This is a genomic window from Sediminibacillus dalangtanensis (genome assembly GCF_017792025.1).
GTDB lineage: Bacteria > Bacillota > Bacilli > Bacillales > Amphibacillaceae > Sediminibacillus > Sediminibacillus dalangtanensis.
This window is the reverse complement of the sequence record NZ_CP046956.1, coordinates 663190-682379: the sequence shown is the minus strand read 5'-3', so window position 1 is coordinate 682379 and position 19190 is coordinate 663190. Positions and strand designations below refer to the sequence as shown.

Below are 19190 nucleotides of genomic sequence, written 5' to 3'. Positions count from 1 at the left end.
AAGATGTGTTATCGTATTAAATTCATCTAACATTACTTTGTCAGTATCCCGGAAAATTTTTCTGCAGATTTTGCAGTGAATCTTCACCTTAACCCCTCCAATTCTAATATATTCTTTTATTTATATTCTACAATATTTTTTGGAAAAGTTGATAATAACTTAGCAATTATTTAAAATAAAGGATAGCTGTTTTGTTTTTAACACTATAATCTATTATGTGAATACCTATTAAAGGTGAAACATAGCTGGGAACATTAAAGGAGAATTTACTTGATTGAGATACCTTCAAATAAAATTAATGATTGGAAGTCTAGGAAAAATGGAAAACTCTTTATATCCAATGAAAAATTCCATAGAAACGCAGAACTCTTTTTATCAAATTTTCCTGATTTAAAAAATCAAGTAAGCCTCTCTTTAACTAAAGAGGTTGAAAACATTAAGTATTATGTAACTAAAAAAAATAACAAGTTTTTCAAAAGAATTAAGGCAGATTCTTTGAATAAATCAATTAAGAATAATTTAAGTAGAATAAGTGATATAAAATTCGAAGTCGAATATAAAGAAGGAACTCTACTTGATTCTCCAAAAACTGGGGGATTTGATTTTGCGTTATACGATGAAGAACATAATTTAGTTAACTTCAGAAACTATTGTTTCGGTAGAAGAGCTGTATATAACGGACAGGAAGTTTGGGATAATGAATTACTTAAACGAGAAGAATGGGCCGATATAGCAAATAGACTAAACCTTCTTAATAATAATCAAAAAGGGGAGGACATCACGCATCCTAAATATAAGCCCACGATAATCGGGGAAGTGCAATTCGGTAATTGGGGCTTATTATCTTATGATTTATTAAAGGTTTTACATTTAGATAACTTAGTAGATTTGGACTTGTTAATTTATGTAACTGCTTCTGGTGAATTGAATCAAGAAATTAGTGATGGTACTGTGAATTATTATAAGGCCGAGGAAATAATAGATAAATATAGTAATATATTAAAAGTACCCATTTGGTTATTAGGGGTGGATATCAGATAGGGTCCACTATAAAGTTATTAGATTAAATACCTTTTATAGGTGGATATTTAACTTGAATATAGCCCTTACAGTGACATGATTTACTTAGTTTTAGAGGAGTTAAATGAGCTTTATAAAAACAAGCCAATTACTCAGATAAGTAATTGGCCCCTTCACTATGGCTGCACCTCATCATCCACAGCACTCAAATTACTCATCGCCCTCGCCATCTGATGCTGCGTCTCTTCAACGCGTAGCTGGGCTTCAAACAATGGCTCGCTTGATGTTCCGCTTCCGTTGATCGCTCTTCCCCGTGCATCCTGGATTTTTCCCTGAATTTCATGGAGTTGATTTTGAAGCTGTTCAATCGCTTCCAGGTCCGCTCTGTTTTTCGCCTGGTTGGCGGCCTGTTCCAATCTCTGGGACACTTCCACTAATTGCTGAATTTCATAATCATTTTGAATAGGCATTCGTTGACCCCCTCTGTATTTTCTACCTGTTAGCTTTTCCAAAATTTATTGCGCCTACTCCGTTTTTTCGCAATAAATTTCAGAATGAGCGGCCCGTGAGCAGGATAATCAAGTTTTTTACAGTCCCTGTGCTACAATGACGTTAAACTAACCGAACAGAGGTGTTTCTTTTGAAAATAGAAGTGTGGTCCGACTTTGTCTGTCCGTTTTGCTATATTGGCAAGCGGCGCTTAGAGATGGCGCTTGAACAATTTCCGCATAAAGATGAAGTAGAGGTGGAATATAGGAGCTTTGAACTTGATCCAACCGCTCCTAAATATACCGATCAAAGCATTTACGAAGCATTGGCTGCGAAATTCCAGTCGAGCGAAGCGCAAGTACGTGAAATGAACAAAGGGCTCATTGAACAGGCTGCTGAGATCGGGCTGACCTATAATTACGATGACATGAAACCGACTAATACCTTCGATGCGCACCGTTTGGCAAAATTCGCCCGGACACTGGGCAAGGAAAAAGAACTTACCGAAAACTTGCTGCACGCTTACTTTACCGACTCGAAAAACGTCGGAGATACAGAGACCCTTGCGGATATCGCAGAATCCACGGAAATAGACAGAAACAAGGCACTGGAAGTACTAAACGATGAAACGGCATTCGCGGATGAAGTGCGAACCGAAGAGAGAACGGCTCAGCAAATCGGAGCGACTGGAGTTCCTTTCTTTGTGGTGAGTCAGAAATATTCCATTTCTGGTGCCCAGCCTTTAGAAACCTTTAAAGGGGCACTTGAAAAGATTTGGCAAGAAGAGAATCCGAAACCAAAGTTCCAGGATCTTTCCCTCGATGGTGGAAACGGAGCTGTTTGTACGGATGACAGCTGTGCCGTTCCATTTGAAGAAGAGGACAAATAATTTGGTTGTCATATTGACTTTGTCCGTGAAAATGTAATCAACTTCCTAATTGGAAGTTGATTTTCTTCGTTTATGGCGCGCTTCAATCAAGAAGTTCATGCTCTATCAATTCAAATAGGATATTATCCCCTTTATTTTCGAAATAACCACCTTCCTTTCCTTGACCTAAATGCCAAATATCCAAGTGCTTTTCTCCTAAAAGGATGGAGGTTTGCTTATAATCTTTTCGATGGAAAACTAGTGAGTAGTGAATATCTTCAGGAGGATCCTCTGTCTTTTTCAGTATCATGGGAGAACTTTCTTCCACCATTTTATCGATTAGTTTTTCATCTTTTATTCGAACGGTTTTGTCAGTCGATACGTCTTCGATAAAAATTTCCGTTACTTGATCATTCTCCATTAATTCGCCAAGTGAAACGGGCTCTTCTCTGCTCAGGAAAATCCAAACGCCAGCCACAACTCCAAGAAGAAGAATGGCTGGTACGAGCTTTCTCATATTGCCGTCACTCCCTTTGCTTCTCCCAGTCTTCCCTGCTCAATTTCATATTGATCGAATCAATCCATTCTCCTTCAAATTGCAAATCATCTTTGTCGACACTGTCAAAAACAAAGCCGATTTTTTCATAAACCTTCCTGGCTCTCGGATTAAAGGCAAACACACTCAATGTCAGCTGGTTAAGATCGGTATGGGTGAAAACATAGTCGACCATTAACCGGGTCGCTTCGGTGCCAAATCCGCGGTTCCTCCCTCTTGGACCGATTAAAATCCTGAAGTTCATGCTGTGATCGGTTCCCTCATATAAATTGACCACCACTTCTCCGACCAGGATATTTTGCTCTTTATCGACAATGGCAAGGTCCAGCCGGTCGGATTGCTCGTTCCGGCTTTGATACCATTTCAGCACCTCTTCCCGGTCAAAACCGGGATCACTTCCCGTCAGTTTCAAAACCTCCGGGTCTTCCAAGCATTCTTCCAAATAGGAAAAGTCCTCTTCAACGTGAAACGGTCTCAGGGTGATTTTTTCTCCTGTAAACGTTGGTTTGTTGCTAAAGTCTATCATTCGATTCAACTCCGCCGATTTATCTTTTTGTCCGTACCAGATGAAACGCCGGGACAGCTCCACCCACTTTACTATTCTTTATAAAAAGAAAATTACCTTTTAACTTCTTTTTAAAGGGTAATTTCATTACATATGGCTTATCACTCTTATTGAAATTTACGCCCTTCACTTCTACCATATCATATACTTCGACAAAGGCAGTGATGTCAATTTCATTATGCTTGCTTTCCTCTCGGCGGTTGATGACACAGGTGATCTCCATGAATTTTTCATGGGAATAACCACCCGATGGCCATTCCAAGTATGAATTTCCTTAAACCGTTATCACCTCACGAAAGCAATGTGCTATAATTTTTGTAATAGCCATCATCAATCTTTCACCATTAAGTCTACCTTTGGAGGGTCTTTCCATGAAGTTGGGACTTTATCAACAGCAAAAACAAAAGGTGGCCATGACACCTGAAATGAAACAGGCGATCACGGTGTTGCGTTATTCGACTGCGGACTTGGCCGAATACATCCAAAAGGAAGCCCTGGAAAATCCACTGATTGAGTTAGAACCGCCGAAAATGGCAATTGCGGGAAAACACAATAAAGAACAGGCCAAAAACCCGCTGGATTTCTTGCACGATCGTTCAGAAACGTTGTCAGATTATCTGTTGGATCAGCTGTCCCTCCATTCCTTATCAGCGGAGGAAGAAAAGGTCGTTCATTATATTATTTTTTCGCTGAATGAAAGCGGTTACTTTAGAGAGGATCCTGTGGAGACAGCAAGCCGACTGGATGTTTCTTTGTCTGCTTTTCAACACTTGCTTGCCCTCGTTCAAGGATTGGAGCCTGCAGGTGTAGCCGCCACCAGCCTTGGCGAGTGTCTTGCACTTCAGTTGGATCGCCGTTTTCCGAATGAAACAAACGCCAAAGTAATCGTAACCGACCATTTAGAAGACGTCGCACAAAGGAACTGGCCGGCCATTGCCGATGCGCTTCAACTATCTGAACAAGATGTTATCGACTTAGTTGAAATTATAAAATCGTTAAACCCAAAACCAGGCGCCAGCTTTGACCAACGAATTAACACCCCTGCCATTATGCCGGATTTATATGTAAAAATGGAACAGGGCCAGTTATTCATGCAAACTAACGACTGGCTGTTGCCCACGATACGAATTTCCGACGATTATAATGATCTCCTGCAAGCGGGAGACACAGAGGTTAAATCGTATGTAATGGAAAAGTATAAAAAAGCATTATGGCTTTCCAAAAGCATAGACCAACGCCGGCATACCCTGCAAAAGATCATGCAGGCGATCATCGAAAAACAGCAGGCGTTTTTTAAAACGGGGAGCCCTTTGCTCCCCCTGACCATCAAAGAGATAGCCAGCCGGTGTGTTGTCCATGAATCCACTGTCAGCAGGGCTACCAAAGACAAGTATGTGCATACACCGCATGGCATTTTCGAGCTGAAGTATTTTTTCAGTTCCGGCATTCAGCTACAGGATGGGAATGCGGTTTCCGCCCACTTCATTAAGCAAAAAATAAAAGCGATTATTCAAGAGGAAAATCCCACTAAGCCGTTGTCTGATCAAAAAATAACAGCCCTCTTAAACAAGGAAGGCATCCTCCTGTCGAGACGTACCGTCGCCAAATATCGTGAACAGCTTCACATCCCGTCCACAACCAGGCGAAAAAGTAAAAAACAGTATCCAATAAGTGAATAAGATGATTTAGAAATGTGGAAGCACCTTGTCGGATTCCGGCATGGTGCTTTTTTCTGTGAAGGGGAAGAATTTTTTGCTACGAAACTAGAAAAGAAGATCATTTTTGACCCAAAGAAGATCAAAATTCTGGCTATGAGGATCATTTCCACTCCAAAGAAGATCACTCTTCCAGAAAAGAAGATCAAAAGCCAGGAAAAGAGGATCAATTAAGCTCTAAAGATGATCATAATCCAGATATAGTGGCAGCAGTCATATTCACCATGCAGTTGCTAGAAAAACAGCATTTATTCAGACACAAAAAGAGCTGCCAGATTGCTGACAGCTCTTTTTGCGTGTTTATTATACCCAGCGGGCAGTGACGACTTTTTGACGGGTATAGAACGCCAGGCCATCTTTTCCGTTGGCATGGAGATCGCCGTAGAAGGAATCCTTCCAGCCGGAGAACGGGAAGAAGGCCATAGGTGCCGGAACGCCGATGTTGACACCGAGCATACCTGCATCAATCGTTTCCCTGAATTGGCGGACGCTTCCTCCGCTCTTAGTGAAAATACAAGCGCCATTAGCAAACCTTGATTGATTGGTAAGATCAATCGCTTCATCAAGATCTTTTACCCGGACAATTGACAGTACCGGTGCAAAAATTTCATCCTGCCATATTTTCATTTCCGAAGTGACATGATCAAAGATGGTAGGGCCGACAAAGTACCCTTCTCTTTGTGCATCCTCATCATTTCGACCGTCACGGACGAGTGTCGCTCCTTCTTCTACTCCCTTGGATATATACTGCAAGGTCCGTTCCTTGTGCGCATCCCGGATAACCGGCCCGAGGAATACTCCTTCATCGAGTCCATTTCCGATTTTGATTTCATTCGCCTTTGTTACTAGCTGTTCAATAAAACTATCTGCAACCGACTCTTCGACTGCAACGACGGATGCCGCCATACAACGTTCTCCAGCGGAACCGAACGCTGCGTTCATGATTTGAGTCGTCGCATTATCCAGGTTGGCATCGCCCAATACAATGGAATGGTTTTTCGCGCCGGCTAATGCTTGCACGCGTTTAAGGTTTTCTGTTCCACGCTTATAGACATATTCGGCTACCGGCTGAGAACCGACAAAGGAAATCGCCGCGACATCTTTGTGATCCAACAAGCCGTTGACTACATCATGCGCGCCGTGAACAATGTTGAAGACACCTTTCGGCAAGCCGGCCTCTTCCAGCAGTTCCGCTAAACGGATGGCAAGCAAAGGCGTGCGCTCGGACGGTTTAAGAACAAAGGTGTTGCCCGTGACAATCGCCATCGGGAACATCCACGCAGGAACCATCATTGGGAAGTTGAATGGCGTAATGCCGCCGACGACGCCAATCGGATAGCGGTAAACGCCTGATTCCAGCCCGGTCGCAATGGAAGGGAGCTGCTCACCCATCATTAAAGAAGGCGCCCCGGCTGCAAATTCTACGTTTTCTATGCCTCGCTGCACTTCCCCTTTTGCTTCTGCCAGGTTTTTTCCGTTTTCTTTTGTCACGATCTCTGCAAGCTCATCCCAATGGTCGACGAGCAGCTGTTGGTATTTAAACAGGATACGAGCCCGCTTAGGTACAGGCACTTCTTTCCACGTTTGAAATGCTTCAGCCGCCACACGGACAGCGTCATCCACGTCTTTTGTCGATGAAATCGGGACCTCCGCTAGCGCTTCGCCTGTTGCCGGGTTATACACTGTTTCCGACTGATCGGTTTTGGCTTCCACCCATTCGCCGCCAATATAATTCTTCAGTACCTTTTGTTTTACTTGTGTCATCGTACATCCTCCTCATTAATTAAAGAATCGAAAATAAGATCGCTGCAATGAACATGACGATCAATGGAACAATCACACTGATCATGAAAATCGGTTTGTAAGCCCGCCTGTGGGACTCTCCGCAAATAGCGCGGACTGTCGTGACGACATAGCCATTATGCGGCAGGGAATCAATCCCTCCGGAGGCTAAAGCCGACACTCTGTGCATGGCACCGGGATCCAGTCCTTGTGTCATATAAATCGGCGCTAAGATTGGCAACGCGATGCCAAGCCCGCCAGAAGCCGATCCTGTTATGCCGCAAACGACGGTGACGCCAATCGCCAGCCCGATGAGCGGCGGCCCAGGCATGTTAACCAGCCCATCGACGATACTGTCGAAGGCAGCTACTTGAGCAGCCACGCTCCCAAATCCGACCACCGCACACGTATTGGCGAGAGCGACCAAAGCATTTTGTGTCCCTTCCGAAAGAGAACCCCAAAATTCATTCAAGTACTTATACATCATTGTACACGTCAGGAAAATACCTGTCGTCAATGCAATCAACAAGGCCACGGTCGGATTCATGAATTGACCCAAAATATTCAACAAACCAATAACGACGATCAGCGGCAGGACAGCCATGACAATATGCGGCAGTGATTTCTTTTCTGGCCCGGCTTCCACTTCCTCTTTTAGCAAAGCCGCTGCTGTTTCTTCTTCTGCCGCAAGCGTGCTGTTAGGCAGCGAAAACCTTTCTCCGTTGTCCGATGCCTTTTTCACCATCCGGCCAAGCCAAAGCCCTCCGGCGACCATGACCATTAGCGCACTAATCAATCCGATAAATCCGCCGGCCGTCGGTGACGTTCCGAAGTGTTCGGTCGGAATGATGTTTTGAATTTCGGGAGAACCCGGCGCCGTCATGGTAAAAGAAATCGATCCAAACACCAAAGCCGCAGGGATGAACCGGTGCGGCAGGTCCGCTGCTCGGAAAAGCGATACGGCGATAGGATAGACAGCAAAACCAACGACGAACAGGCTGACGCCGCCATAAGTCATGATCGCTGCCGCCGCTACAACCGCAAATACTGCTCTTTTTTCCCCCAATGTCTTTTTAATCCATTGTGCAATGCTTTCTGCCGATTTCGTTTCCTGCATCACCTTTCCAAAAATCGCCCCAAGCAGGAAAACTAAAAACCATGAGGAAAAATAATCGGTAAAACCGGTCATGTAATTGTCCAGCATGGCTGTTTCTAAGTTCAGTCCTCCCGTCAGTGCGATAAGAACCGAACTTAAAATGGCTCCGATGATGATGTTAATGCCCTTCATCGTCAAGTAAATCAACAGAACCAGTGAGAGAATTAACCCAACTATCCCCAGAAACTCCATCATACCCCTCCGTATCCTCTTACCTGACTTTGCTTACCGAAGAAAAGTCGTAATCAAAACAAACATGGTAAAGCGATTCTATTTCTTGTTTCTCAGGCACTCTTGGATTGTTGGCCGGACTTCCGCTTGCCAACGCATCCTCAGCCATTTTGTTGATAGCGATTTCAAATTCCTGCTCGTTAATTCCCCATCCCTTTAAATTCGGGATGCCTAAATCCCCACATAATTTTTTCACCGACAACACTGCCAGCTCGGCGGCCTCACTGTCCGGAAGATTCTCCGCTTCAGGAGAGAAAATCCTCCCGACTACCGCCAGCCGCTTCAACGCATAATCTTGGCTGAACTCCAAAACGGCTGGCAAGAGCATGGCATTCGAATACCCATGCGGCACATGGAACAAGGCGCCAATCGGCCGTGACATGCCATGGACCAGACAAACGGAAGAATTGGTAAACGCGATTCCTCCTTGCAGCGCCCCTATGGACATGGCTTCACGGGCATCGATGTCTTTCGGACTCGAATAAGCTGTCCGGATGTTATCGATGATCAATTTCATCGCATTCTTGGCGATCAAATCGGTCATCGGATGTGATCGTTTTGATATAAACGCTTCAATGGCGTGGCTTAAGGCATCCACTCCCGTTGCCGCTGTGACGTGGGGAGGTGATGATATCGTCAGCATCGGATCGACAATCGCGACCGTCGGCATAAATGGTGGCTGTTTAATCATCATTTTGACTTCGTTGCCCGTATTCGTGATAACGGTTACATCCGTGGCCTCGGATCCTGTTCCAGCCGTCGTCGGAATCGCAATATGAGGAATCGGTGTGCGTCTGGCAATTTTTTTATTGCCCATGTAATCCCCGATATAGCCTTCGTTTGTCGCTAATACGGCTACCGCTTTTGCTGTATCGATACAGCTTCCTCCGCCAAGCGAAATCACCACATCACATTGTTCTTTTTTAAATAAGATTAAAGCTTCTTCCACATACACATCTGTTGGTTCTGACTCCACTCCAAGGTAAACGACAGACCTTACATGCTCGGCCGACAGATATTCCTGCCCATCACGCACGTATCCAAGACTATCCATCACTTTGTCGCTAATGATCAGCGCCTTCGATCCTCTATCTGCTGCTTCCTTGCCTAGTTTTTCAAAAGCACCTCTCCCATAATTTATGGTTTGTGGCACTTGAAACCCTGCATATTTTTCCAATTGCTTGCACCCCCTATCATGTCTTCACCCTTTTACACGCAAAAATCATGCCAACTTTGAAAACCGTTTTGAAAGGGCTTCAAAAAAATACAATGTAGCGATAATGCTACACTGTCACTTGTTATTGTAGGGAAGACACTACACTAATCGTCGATGTGATATTTTTTCATTTTTTGATATAAGGTTGTCCGGTGAATGCCAAGTTCCTTTGCTGCTCTCGTCTTATTTCCGCCGGATTCTGCCAGCACTTTTTCTATTAAATGTTTTTCCTGCGCCTTCACATTATCCATCAGCCTGGCTTGATTGTTCTCATGGGATGCTGTCGGTGTTTTTTCTTTGTCTTCACCCAGAAAGGCGAGGTGCTTCACTTCAATCGTATCCCCTTCTACCAAAATAAGCAGTTTTTCCAGCACATTGATCAGCTCTCTCACATTTCCTTCCCAATGACGACGGGACAGGACAGCCATGACATCCTTTGTCATCGTTTTCGGGGGGAGGCGATATTTGTTGCAAATCTCATTCATATAATGAGAAAGCAATAACGGGATGTCCTCCGGCCGCTCTCTTAGGGGAGGGACGGTTAGTTCAATGACCTGAATCCGGTAATAAAGGTCTTTACGGAATTTCCCCGCCTCTACCATGGCTTTTAAGTCCCGGTTGGTGGCGGCAATAATCCGTGTATTTATTTTATATTTTTTCGTACCGCCGACACGTTCTACCTCTTTTTCCTGGAGGACCCGGAGCAATTTTGTCTGCATAAGCAAAGGCATTTCGCCTATTTCATCCAAAAACAATGTGCCGTTTTGAGCCAACTCAAATTTTCCCGGCTTCCCTTCCCGGTTCGCTCCGGTGAAAGCTCCCGCTTCATAGCCGAATAACTCCGACTCAAACAATTGCTCGGGCACAGCCCCGCAATTCAAACTAATAAACGGACCTTGCGACCGGCCGCTCAATTGATGGACGCTCTGGGCAAACAGTTCTTTACCAGTTCCGCTTTCGCCGGAAATCAAAATGGTGGCGTCTGTTTTGGATACTCTCCGTACCAATTGCTTGATGATAGAGATGCTGGTACTTTTGCCTATAATCTGGTCCAGTGAAGTCAGACGGCCGCCTTGCGGAGAAGCCGATACGCTCTTCTGTACCGATTGAGGTTCGTGAACATTTCTCCGCAGTTTTTCATAGATGCGATATACCTCCCCGACCCCTTCGAAAATCAACATGCCGATGGCGCCGACGAGACGATCCTCTTTCCAAATCGGTATCCGGTGGACAATCATTGCTTCCCCTTGGATGTACTGGACGACCCCTCGCTCCGTCATTCCTGTCCGGACCGTATTGTGCAAATTGGTATTATCGATTACTTCCTGGACCTGCTTTCCAATTGCCTCTTCCCTGGGAATACCGGTAAAGCGACTGTACGCCTCATTGAACTCAAGGATTTTGGCCTGTTCATCTACGACAGCTATTCCCTCGTACGCCGTTTCGAGAATCACCGCAAGCGCTTCAGCCGCATGCCTTTTCTGATTCGATGTTTCGATATAATGCCTGAAGGCTTTTTCCATGTCATGGCGGGTCAATGTTCCGGTCAGTTGTCCTTTCTCATTGACAACTAAAAAGTAACGGCCCCGTTGGGAACTTATATCAATCAGACTGTCAGCAGGGAGAATGATCGGCTGTTCTGCCAGACAGTCCTCCAAAAGGGATGCACCCGCTCTTCCAACTGCAAGATGCCGGAAAACCTCATACAGGGTCACCACTCCCATCGGTCTCCTGCTTTCGTCTAACACCGGCAAAAAATCGATATGGTTATCCAGCATCTTTTCGCCTGCTTCTTTTAACGTTCTTTCTTTCGTTATATAGGCGGGGGATCCCGTCATCCATTTTTCAACTTTCAGCCATTCCTGCTTGTTTATATCCATGCTGGCATCTGCCACAAAGTCTTGAATCATCCTTCTCCTCCTCCTTAAAAGAAAACCTTTACATTAAAATCACTATACAATAGAGAACAGCATGGATGGAAGGGTTTCCAATAAGAAAGCGGATTTTTTAGGATTGGAATCAGGCATATTCCTGCACGAAAAAAAACGAAACAGCGAAGCAAGAGTCATCCTCTCTTTGCCTCATCGTTTCGTTTCATTCATCAGAAAAACATCATCAAACTAGATGGTAGAGCGCTTCCTCGTCGAAAAACTGAACGGGTACCGTCGGAAAACTGGCTTGCAGATTTCCGGCAAGGAGTTCCATTCCTGGTTTTTCGCTTTCTGCATGTCCGATGACGATCAGCGCCTTGTTTTTCCCCTGGCAGATGGCATCCCTGATATATTCCGGCGTCTCCCATTCCGGTCCTTCCCCGATGATTGCCACGTCCAAATCTTTCGCTTGCATAACGGGAATGACAGAGTCACCGCCTCCACGATAGCCAACAAAAACCCCCGCCCGGCTGCAACGCGTCGACGGGTCGCCCATGATGCGTACAAATGGCAGCCGCAACTTTTCCTTTAAATATCCAGCTACATCTTTAAGCCGGACGGGAGGAAGATCAACGACGGCGCTTGCGGTCAGATACTCAGCCACCGCCTCCTCCCAATCCAGCAGGCGCACTAAGGCTTTTGTAATCCCATCCGGGCTGTACCGGTGAATCGTGTCGTGAAGCCGGTAAATAGCCAGGCCGGATTGTTCAACCAATTGCCTTTTTTGCTGGTAAATCGGATCGTTTTCCAACATACTGGTGCTGCCTTTGTGACTGTAAAAGGTGCCCTCATGCGTGAGAAGCAGGTTGGCCCCTGACTCGACCGTGGCTTGTATGATCCGGTACGTCGCCATAAACGCCGTCACGATACCAGTGACCTCCGTCTTCGGATTGCCGAATTCAAGTCTGTCTACCGTATCTTCCATTGGTTCTGCTAGTTCGCTTAGCTGATTGATGACATGTTGGACGGTTACCGTCATCCTGATCACCTCCTTTTTACAAGATGACCACCGTCATCCTTTTAACCCATGGGTCGCAATTCCCTCCACCAAGTAGCGCTGGAAAACCAAGAAGATAATAAATACGGGAATTACAGACAAAATTGACATGGCAAATAAATTCCCCCACTGGGTTTCGCCCATGTTTGTCATGAACATGCTCAACCCAAGGGATACCGTATAAAGTTCCGGATTGGATAAGTAGATTAGTTGACCGAAGAAGTCATTCCACGTCCAATAAAAAGCAAAAATTGACATGGTGACAATCGCCGGTTGGGAAAGCGGTAAAATAACAGAGCGGTACAGACGCCACTTACTGCAGCCATCAATCAAGGCTGCTTCGTCCAGCTCTTTCGGAATTCCGCGAACGAATTGTACCATTAAGTAGATAAAGAACGGCACGGTGCCGAGAAAACTTGGCAGCATCAGGGGAATAAATGTATTCACCCAGCCGACCTTATGAAAAATGATGTATTGAGGAATCATGACAACCTGTGCTGGCAGCATCATGGTTGCAAACATAAAGCCAATAAAGAATCGCCGCGGTGTAAAATGGAGCCTTGCAAAAGCAAAACCGGTCAGCGTTGAACTGAGGACTGTTCCGATTACCACAACGACCGATACCAAAAAGGAATAAAAAAACATGGGTCCAAAGTTCATCGGCGCATCATTGCCGAAGCCAGAAAGATAATGCTCCAACGTCCAGGTTTCCGGCCATAAACTGGAAGTTGAAAATATTTCAGTGTCCGGCTTAAAAGAGGAAAAAAACATCCACAAAATTGGATAGAGCATGATAAAAGATACAATGATCAGCAAGAGATGCCGCAACACTTTTCTCGAAGATTTTTTATTCATGATTCTTGCACACCACCCTATACATCGTAGTTAACCCAGTATTTGGACGTCAAAAAAATGAATCCCGAAAAAGCAGCGATAATCACGAGCAAAATGATAGATAACGCAGCAGCATATCCCATGTTGTAATAGGTAAAAGCCTGCTGATAGAGATAGTAGACATAAAAAAGTGTAGAATTCATCGGACCGCCGCCAGTAATAATGTAAACCTGTGTGAAGACCATGAAGGAAGAAATAGTCCCCATCAGCAAATTAAAAAATACAATCGGCGACAACATTGGCAGTGTCACACTGAAAAAGCTTTTAATCCTGGAAGCTCCGTCGATCGTTGCAGCTTCATATAAATAAGTCGGAATCTGCTTTAAACCAGCCAGGAAAATAACCATCTCCGATCCAAACTGCCATACACTTAACAGGATTAATACCATGATGGCCGTTGACGGATTTCCAATCCAATTCGGACCTTCGACTCCAAAAATCCCGACGAAGGAGTTAATGGGCCCATCCGTCGCAAACAGCTTCTTCCATCCTATCGATACCCCTACGCTTCCGCCGATTAAAGAAGGCAAATAAATTAAAGCGCGGTAAAGCCCTATTCCCCTTACTTCTTTGAAAAGAAGTAAGGCAATCAACAAAGATGCTATCAATCTTGCAGGAACGGATAGGACCACATAAACCAATGTCGCCCGAATGGAGTCCCAAAAATTGGCATCACTCCATATATTCGAAAAATTATCCATTCCAGTCCAAGTTGGGGACGTCAACAAGTCGTAGTCTGTAAAAGCCAAATAAAACGTGAACATCATGGAACCGACCGTGAGAAACAGCATGCCGATAAGCCATGGTGCTAAAAAACCATAAGCAGTCAAATTCCGTTGTAAAGGCGTCTCCAAACGAGAACGTCTTTTTTTAGGATCCTTGTTCTGGTTTTGCTTCCGCTTTGTCTCTATTACCTGAACGGGTGCCTCCATCCAAAAAACCTCCTTTTGACATGATGCCACCCAACAGATGGCATCATGTCAACTATAAGTAGTAAGATTAGCCTGCTGATAATGCCTCGTTTACCTCGTTGATAAACTTATCTGCCGCTTCACTCGGGGTCAGCTTCTTAAATGTCACTTCATGGGCAATGTTTTTCAAGATGTCTCCAGTACTGCTGGAATTAATAGGGGCTAAATCGTTCGGAGTTGCAACTTCTTCTACTTTTTCCATGAATTCATTTTGCCTTTGAACGGTATCATCATTTGTATTTTCTGCCACTAACTTCATATTTTCCGAATTTGCCGGAATACCACGGTCATTTTCAAAAATCTTGGCTACTTCCGGATCGTTTTCCAGGAAGTTAATCAGCTTGGCCGCAGCCTCCGGATGTTCTGTTTTAGAAGACATCGTCCAAAACATAGCCGCATGTAAAGGATATGGTTTATTTTCATTTCCCCATTCCGGAAGTAAAACCCTTTCAATCGGTTTCCCCAGATTCTTTTCAAACTCGCCGCCAGTCCCAAGGAATAACCAGTTGAACGCTGTCTTTTCTTCAATAAACGGACTAGCTGAGTGATCATTATGCTGATATGCCGCATTATCCTCAGCACTCGGGACACCGCCCTTCTCTTGCAAATCCAGCCAATATTGGAACCAGGCAGTCAATGTCTCTTTGGAAAGGCCTACGGATGAGCCATTGGGTGCATAGAGGTTTTCCTCCTTGGTTCTTGCAAAGTAATCCAGAAACGCAGGCTGTTCCATTTCATTTGGCGTTCCGTGTACTCCTGTTTCTTCATAGATTTTCACACATAAATCGGCGAAATCTTCCCACGTATAATTTTCCTCCGGAAAGCTAACACCAGCCTTTTTGAGAATATCCGGATTGGAAATCAGGAGTTGTGCATTGACTGAAGTAGTCAGGCCGTATAACTTTCCATCTACCTTCCCCAACTCTACTGTATTATCTGGTATTCCCGAGATATCAATATCCGTCTCGGCCAAATCCATTAATTGTTCTTTGCTCACATATTCCTTCAACCGTGAACCATCCATTTGCATGACATCCGGTGCTCCTCCCCCCGCTGCTTCTGTTGCAAGCTTTTGCCAGTAACTATCCCAGGAGTAGTATTCCATCGTTACATCTATGTCCGGATACTTCTCTTCAAACATTTCGATGGCTTGCTTTGTTATTTCCGTTCGATGCGGGTTACTCCACCAGGAAAATTTTATATTGACGGCTTCATCTCCTGATGCCTCCGATGAACTGTTGCTGCATCCCGCCAATATTAATCCGAGCGACATAATCACCGAGACAAAAATAAGGTATTGCTTTTTAATCCTGTTCATATTCACCCTCCTATTTGATAAAAATCCAAACGCCACGCTCCTAGCGAACTTCTGACCAGCCCATCCCTTTACCTGTCCCAGGCAATCGTCCCATACCACCTCCCGCAAAATATGTTAACGCTTTCATTATGGATTAAAAAAATAGTATCTTGCTTATTAATCGACTATTATAATTAGTATATTAGTTTGGGTTTATTCCTCCTTTTAATTAGTCAATCAAGCGGTTATACAAAATAAATCAAGCCAAATCCCCTTCAATCAGCATTCTTTTCCTTATTTCAATAAGGAAAAGAAATCATGCCCTTCATTGAAAAAATCCCGGGTATGCCGCCTTCAATTCTTCTTTTTCGAAGTTGACCAGTTTCAAATGGATGGACATCTTCTCCTCAGCCCCTTCTTCATCATGATTGGCAATGCAATCGAAAACCGCTTTATGCTGGGAAACGACCACCTCCCATTCCGGGTTGGCAGCAAGGCGCAGTACTCTAAGCCGGTCGAAGTGGGTATTCATTTGCCGGATCAGATTCCATGTACGGAGTTTACGGCAACCTTCGAACAACAACCGGTGGAACGCTTCGTCAAGCTCGAACAGCCGTTGGTAAGATCCTTTTTCCAAACATAAAAGCTGTAATGCAATATTGCTCTCCACTTGGAATAATTGCTCTGCATCGAAGTTCCTGCAGGCTTCTTTCACGACGGCTTTTTCAATATTTTCGCGTACGAAACGACCTTCTTCCACAAGCGATAAGTCAATCTTCATAATCGTGGTCCCACTCTGTGGGATGACACCGATCAGTTCCTCCTGGGCCAGCCGCAGAAACGCTTCTCTTACAGGTGTCTTGCTGACTTGCAGCCTTTCAGCCATTTCTTTTTCGGAAACTTTCCTGCCCGGCTCGAGCTCTAAATTGACGATTTGCTGTTTGATGCTTTGATAAACATAGTCCCTTACAGAACCTTTTATTTCGGTTTTTGGTGTTATAACCCTCCCCCCTCTCTTGCAGATTAATTATACTAATATGGTAGTTATTATAGAGCTATTTCTTTCTCTTTTCAATGTTTTTTTACAATTTTCTGTCAACTACTTCTTATTACCTAGTTTTTAACACTGGACAAGGACAAAAGCGCAAGCGCCTTGCTCACCCCCGACAAGCTTAAGAACAGCCTCGGCGTGGCGCTTTTTGCCACACAGAGGGTGGGCTTAAGACCTCGAGGGGGTAGGCGCTGGAGCTGGACGTGGCTGGTTCAGCCAATAATGATCCACAGACAGTTAAATTTATAATTTCCTATACAATAAAAAAAGCTGCGAAGCAAGGACCAGACGGTCACTTACAGTCGCAGCTTGGTTCCGTTTCCAGATGACCGCTAAAGCCAATTGACTTAAGCCGTCACCATCACCTTGCACATGTTATTGGAAAACTCAACCGGATCATCAACCGGCAGTCCTTCGATTAACAGGGCTTGGTTATACAGAATGTTTGTATAAAGATTTAGTTTATCTTTATCCTTTTCAAAAGCATCCTTCAAAATCCCAAAAACCTCGTGGGTTGGATTGATTTCCAACACTTTGTCCGCAGAAATATGCTGATTGTCCGGCATGGCATTGATGACTTTTTCCATTTCGATGGAAATCTCGCCGTCTGCCGTCAAGCAAACCGGGTGGGTTTTCAAGCGCTTGGATACCCGCACTTGTTTAATTTTCCCGTTCAGCTGCTCTTTCATATAATCAAACAGTTCTTGATGTTCTTTTTCATCGCCTTCTGTCTTCTCTTCTTCGTCCCCTAATCCCAGATCATTGCTGGAAACAGACTTGAATTCTTTTTCTTCATAGCTTGCCAGCATGCGGATGGCGAATTCGTCGATTTCTTCCGTGAAATAAAGGATTTCGTATCCTTTATCGGCTACGAGCTCTGTTTGCGGCAGCTTGTCGATTCGGTCGATCGATTCTCCTGTCGCATAATAAATATACTTTTGGTCCTCCGGCATTCTCGATACATATTCAGCCAAAGTGACGAGCTTCTTCTCTTTCGAAGAATAGAACAATAGCAGGTCTTTCAGCACATCTTTATTGGCGCCGAATTCGTTATAAACGCCAAACTTAATCTGTCTGCCGAAGGCGTTATAAAACTTCTCGTACTGCTCCCGGTCGTCCTTTTGCAGGCTGAGAAGCTGCGACTTGATTTTTTTGTTAATGTTTTTGGCGATCAGCTTCAGTTGTCTGTCATGCTGCAACATTTCCCGGGAGATGTTCAAAGAAAGATCTTCGGAATCTACCAGTCCTTTTACGAAACTGAAGTGATCCGGAATCAGGTCGGCACATTTTTCCATGATCAGAACGCCATTGGAATACAACTCCAGCCCTTTTTGATACTCTTGTGTATAGTAATCAAACGGACGGCTTTCCGGAATGAACAGCATCGCGTTGTAACGGATCGTACCGTCCACACTCAAATGAATGTGCTTCAGCGGCTTGTCAAACCCATAACGCTTTTCCCGATAGAAATTCTCGTAATCTTCATCGCTTAGCTCGTTTTTATTCTTTTTCCAGATCGGCACCATGCTATTGATGGTTTCTTCTTCTTTATATTCAACATACTCGTCGCCGTCTTCTTCTTTCTTGCTCTTGGTTACATCCATTTTGATCGGATAGCGGATAAAGTCTGAATACTTTTTGACGATTTCTTTTAAGCGATACTCTTCCAGGAATTCATCATAGTTTTCATCTTCTGTGTTCTCTTTGAGCTTCAAGGTAATCACCGTACCGGTTGATTCTTTATCCACCGGTTCAATGGTATAACCGTCGGAGCCTTTTGACTCCCATTTGAAGGCTTCGTCACTGCCAAGTGCCTTACTCGTTACAGTCACCACATCGGCAACCATGAATGCCGCATAAAATCCTACTCCGAACTGGCCGATAATATCGTGCCCGTCTTTTACTTCGTTTTCATTTTTGAAGTTCAACGATCCGCTCTTTGCGATGGTTCCCAGGTTTTTCTCAAGTTCTTCCTGGGTCATGCCGATTCCGGTATCGAGGAGTGTCAGCGTACGAGCTTCCTTATCCGCCTCAATCTTTATGTAGTAATCACTTTGGTTAAAGGTGAGATTTTCATCGGTCAGTGCTCTGTAATAAATTTTATCGATGGCATCGCTAGCGTTGGAAATCAACTCCCGCAAAAACACTTCACGCTGTGAGTAGATAGAGTTAATCATTAAGTCTAGCAACCGTTTGGATTCTGCCTTGAATTTTCTTTTTCCCATTTTTACAGCCCCTTTTAGATGAAGTTTTTAGTATGCATTCATTTATTTTAGCACTCGACGCTTCAGAGTGCTAATGCCTAACAAATAAATATCACATCTCCTAAATGGTGTCAATATCTATGAGACCCATTCATCATGAATTTCATTAGTACAAGATTGGAGAAGCTTAAATATAGAAAAATAGCAGCAGTCCCTGGACAGATAGAAAAAAGGCACCTACAAGAGA

At 44.4% G+C, this 19190-nt stretch carries 16 protein-coding genes and 1 pseudogene; 3 read left to right on the top strand and 14 right to left on the bottom strand.

Annotation, left to right across the window (positions count from 1 at the left end):
• The first annotated feature begins 270 nt into the window (after positions 1-270).
• Positions 271-1041, top strand: coding sequence for a BglII/BstYI family type II restriction endonuclease (locus ERJ70_RS03590; protein ID WP_209367207.1), 771 nt, complete (start codon positions 271-273; stop codon positions 1039-1041).
• A gap of 155 nt (positions 1042-1196) precedes the next feature.
• On the opposite strand, the gene ERJ70_RS03585 is transcribed toward ERJ70_RS03590, so the two are convergent.
• Entirely contained in the window at positions 1197-1490 is a 294-nt protein-coding gene (locus ERJ70_RS03585; protein ID WP_209367206.1) for a hypothetical protein, read from the bottom strand.
• A 170-nt stretch (positions 1491-1660) separates the two neighbouring features.
• Between ERJ70_RS03585 and ERJ70_RS03580 the strand changes: the two genes are divergently transcribed.
• Positions 1661-2398, top strand: coding sequence for a DsbA family oxidoreductase (locus ERJ70_RS03580; protein WP_209367205.1), 738 nt, complete (start codon positions 1661-1663; stop codon positions 2396-2398).
• An 82-nt stretch (positions 2399-2480) separates the two neighbouring features.
• Here ERJ70_RS03580 and ERJ70_RS03575 read toward each other — a convergent pair whose 3' ends face one another.
• The 3 genes and pseudogenes from ERJ70_RS03575 to ERJ70_RS19965 form a co-directional block, all read right to left on the bottom strand.
• Positions 2481-2894, bottom strand: a complete 414-nt coding sequence (locus ERJ70_RS03575) for a hypothetical protein (protein ID WP_209367204.1) — start codon at positions 2892-2894, stop codon at positions 2481-2483.
• A 7-nt stretch (positions 2895-2901) separates the two neighbouring features.
• Positions 2902-3459, bottom strand: a complete 558-nt coding sequence (locus ERJ70_RS03570) for a GNAT family N-acetyltransferase (protein WP_209367203.1) — start codon at positions 3457-3459, stop codon at positions 2902-2904.
• 139 nt (positions 3460-3598) lie between these two features.
• Positions 3599-3745, bottom strand: a pseudogene (locus ERJ70_RS19965) (DUF2179 domain-containing protein); the annotation flags it as partial.
• A 124-nt stretch (positions 3746-3869) separates the two neighbouring features.
• Here ERJ70_RS19965 and rpoN point away from each other — a divergent pair.
• Positions 3870-5177, top strand: a complete 1308-nt coding sequence (rpoN, locus tag ERJ70_RS03560; RefSeq protein ID WP_209367202.1) for an RNA polymerase factor sigma-54 — start codon at positions 3870-3872, stop codon at positions 5175-5177.
• Between the two features lie 339 nt (positions 5178-5516).
• Here the strand turns inward: rpoN and ERJ70_RS03555 are convergent, their stop codons facing one another.
• The 10 genes from ERJ70_RS03555 to htpG form a co-directional block, all read right to left on the bottom strand.
• Positions 5517-6977: a CoA-acylating methylmalonate-semialdehyde dehydrogenase gene (locus ERJ70_RS03555; protein WP_209367201.1), complete on the bottom strand. Its 1461-nt coding sequence runs from the start codon at positions 6975-6977 to the stop codon at positions 5517-5519.
• 19 nt (positions 6978-6996) lie between these two features.
• Positions 6997-8343 carry a GntP family permease gene (locus ERJ70_RS03550; RefSeq protein ID WP_209369113.1) on the bottom strand — a complete coding sequence of 449 codons (1347 nt, stop codon included), beginning with the start codon at positions 8341-8343 and terminating at the stop codon, positions 6997-6999.
• A 19-nt stretch (positions 8344-8362) separates the two neighbouring features.
• Entirely contained in the window at positions 8363-9559 is a 1197-nt protein-coding gene (locus ERJ70_RS03545; RefSeq protein WP_209367199.1) for an iron-containing alcohol dehydrogenase, read from the bottom strand.
• A gap of 143 nt (positions 9560-9702) precedes the next feature.
• Entirely contained in the window at positions 9703-11508 is a 1806-nt protein-coding gene (locus ERJ70_RS03540; protein WP_209367197.1) for a sigma 54-interacting transcriptional regulator, read from the bottom strand.
• 205 nt (positions 11509-11713) lie between these two features.
• Positions 11714-12508 carry a Nif3-like dinuclear metal center hexameric protein gene (locus ERJ70_RS03535; RefSeq protein ID WP_209367196.1) on the bottom strand — a complete coding sequence of 265 codons (795 nt, stop codon included), beginning with the start codon at positions 12506-12508 and terminating at the stop codon, positions 11714-11716.
• 33 nt (positions 12509-12541) lie between these two features.
• On the bottom strand, positions 12542-13381 hold the full coding sequence (locus ERJ70_RS03530) for a carbohydrate ABC transporter permease (RefSeq protein WP_209367194.1): 840 nt from the start codon (positions 13379-13381) through the stop codon (positions 12542-12544).
• 17 nt (positions 13382-13398) lie between these two features.
• Entirely contained in the window at positions 13399-14352 is a 954-nt protein-coding gene (locus ERJ70_RS03525) for a carbohydrate ABC transporter permease (RefSeq protein ID WP_209367192.1), read from the bottom strand.
• 67 nt (positions 14353-14419) lie between these two features.
• Positions 14420-15709: an ABC transporter substrate-binding protein gene (locus tag ERJ70_RS03520; RefSeq protein WP_209367191.1), complete on the bottom strand. Its 1290-nt coding sequence runs from the start codon at positions 15707-15709 to the stop codon at positions 14420-14422.
• A 304-nt stretch (positions 15710-16013) separates the two neighbouring features.
• Positions 16014-16688: a GntR family transcriptional regulator gene (locus tag ERJ70_RS03515; RefSeq protein WP_209369112.1), complete on the bottom strand. Its 675-nt coding sequence runs from the start codon at positions 16686-16688 to the stop codon at positions 16014-16016.
• Positions 16689-17086: 398 nt separating this feature from the next.
• A complete protein-coding gene (htpG, locus tag ERJ70_RS03510; RefSeq protein ID WP_209367189.1) occupies positions 17087-18964 on the bottom strand; it encodes a molecular chaperone HtpG in 1878 nt (625 codons plus the stop codon).
• Between the last annotated feature and the right edge of the window lie 226 nt (positions 18965-19190).